The following is a 981-nucleotide window of genomic DNA, read 5'->3' on the forward strand; positions in this document are numbered from 1 at the left end:
TTCAGCGGCGGTGTCCACTGCCCCGCTGGTCATCGTGCGGGTGGACGACCATCACCGGGCACGACGCGTGCTGCACCAGAGTGTTGGCTGTCGAGCCCAGCAGCATGCCCGCGAACCCACCACGCCCGCGGCTACCCACGACCAGCAACTGCGCGACCTTCGACCAGTCCAGCAGATGCGGCCCCGGCGCGGACACCTCGACCTTCCGGGCAACCCGAACCTGCGGGAACTTCTCCTGCCAACCCGCCAGACGCTCGGCCAGGATCGCCCGTTCCACATCATCGAGATCGAGTTCACCCAAACTGGTATGACCGGCGAACCGGCCGAAATCCCAATCGCTCCAAACATGCACGGCGACCAACTCGGCGCCCCGCTCGGCCGCTTCGGCGAACGCCGCGGCGATCGCCGCTTCCCCGACCGGGCTGCCGTCCACACCCAGGACCACCGGACCCGAGGCATGCACCGCGCCGCCCGCGTCGGGGTCGGCGCGCACGACCACCACCGTGCCCTGCGCGTGAGCGGTCACCGCCAGCAGCGTGGAACCCCAATGGGTGAGCGTGCCGGCGTCGCCGGTCGCCCCGATCACGACCGCGTACGCCTCGGCGCTGTGCCCGATCAACAACTCGCTACCGGCGTCGGTGCTCGCGCGCGCCGACACACGCAGTCCGGGTGCAATCGAGCGGGCCAGGCGTTCGGCACGAGCGACCACGTCCTTGCCTTGTTCACGCACCATGTCGATGACCGAGGGAACGATCACCTCGTAATCCCCCAGCACCCCACCAGCACCCACCAACCCCATGCCATGCAGGATCTCGAGCTCGCGTCCACGTTCGGCCGCGAACTGCGCCGCCCACCCGACCGCGGCCCACGACCCGTCCGAACCATCCACACCGACGATGACCTTCGCCGAGGCGAGATGATGCGGATCGTCGAATCGCCGCTCTGTCATGGAGACCTCCCGAGCCTTGTGACCGTCTGGCG

Annotated in this window: 1 protein-coding gene; it reads right to left on the reverse strand. The window is 69.0% G+C overall.

Features of this window, described 5'->3' with window-relative positions; genetic code table 11:
* Position 1: 1 nt before the first annotated feature.
* A partial coding sequence (locus NA8_RS32235) for a universal stress protein (protein WP_063054051.1) occupies positions 2 to 981 on the reverse strand: 980 nt, incomplete at its 5' end.

This window comes from Nocardia arthritidis NBRC 100137 (genome assembly GCF_001612765.1).
Lineage (GTDB): Bacteria > Actinomycetota > Actinomycetes > Mycobacteriales > Mycobacteriaceae > Nocardia > Nocardia arthritidis.